Raw genomic sequence first — 1,002 nt, 5'->3', positions numbered from 1 at the left:
ACGGCTCGAGTTTTCAGCCAACTCTTCAACCTTGATGTGTTGTGCTGCAATGGTTTCGCCTTCAGCGCGAACTTCTGCAGTGATGGTGTAGTCATCAATGTTTGAGAACCACAGCTTGTTATCAACGGTGAATGTGCCGTCTTCAGCATTGAAGTCGCGGATCTTCACTGGTGCGATAACCTGTTTGTACTCTTTTAAGCCTGGGCCTGGTGTTTGGTCTGGGTAGATCAAACCGTCCATGCAGAAGTTGTAGTTGTTCGGGTAGTCGCCGTAGTCACCGCCGTATTTGTAGAACTCAGTGCCTGCTTCATCACGAGCTAAGATGCCGTGATCACACCACTCCCAAACGTAGTGACCTTGAATTGCATCGTGCTTGTAGAACACGTTTTGGTATTCGGTTAAGCCACCTGGGCCGTTACCCATTGCGTGTGCGTATTCGCAGATAATGCGTGGTTTTTCGTGTGGGTACTCGCCGAAGGCATTCATTAGCTGAGCACGTGAGTACATGGTAGAGATAACATCAACCACTTCAGCATCACGGTCTTCTTCGTAGTGAACCAGACGTGTGTCATCAATTGCTTTTGCTGCATCGTACATAGAGCGGATGTTGCAGCCGTAGCCTGACTCGTTACCTAGAGACCACATGATGATAGAAGGGTGGTTCTTTTGAGCGTGGATATGACGTTCGATACGTTTAACAAACACCGCTTCCCATGCTGCATCGTTAGTGATTCGGCTTAGGTCGCCAACGTTAGCAAAACCGTGAGTTTCGACATCGGTTTCACCCATCACGAACAGGCCGTAGATGTCACATAGTTCGTAGAAACGTGGGTCATTCGGGTAGTGCGCAGTACGTACTGAGTTGATGTTGTGTTGCTTCATCAACACCAAGTCTTTCTCAACGCGATCCATGCCCACAGCACGACCTTTCAGGTGGTCGTTGTCGTGACGGTTTACACCATGCAGCATCACGTATTTGTTGTTGATGTAGAACAGACCATC

1 protein-coding gene is annotated in these 1,002 nt (G+C 48.7%); it reads right to left on the bottom strand.

Annotated features, from left to right (window positions below):
• Nucleotides 1-1,002 (bottom strand): glycoside hydrolase family 2 TIM barrel-domain containing protein (locus KIV40_RS33465; RefSeq protein ID WP_285353720.1); only part of this gene is annotated, 1,002 nt, incomplete at both ends.

The organism is Vibrio sp. D173a (assembly GCF_030248475.1).
This window is presented reverse-complemented; position numbering and strand designations above follow the sequence as displayed.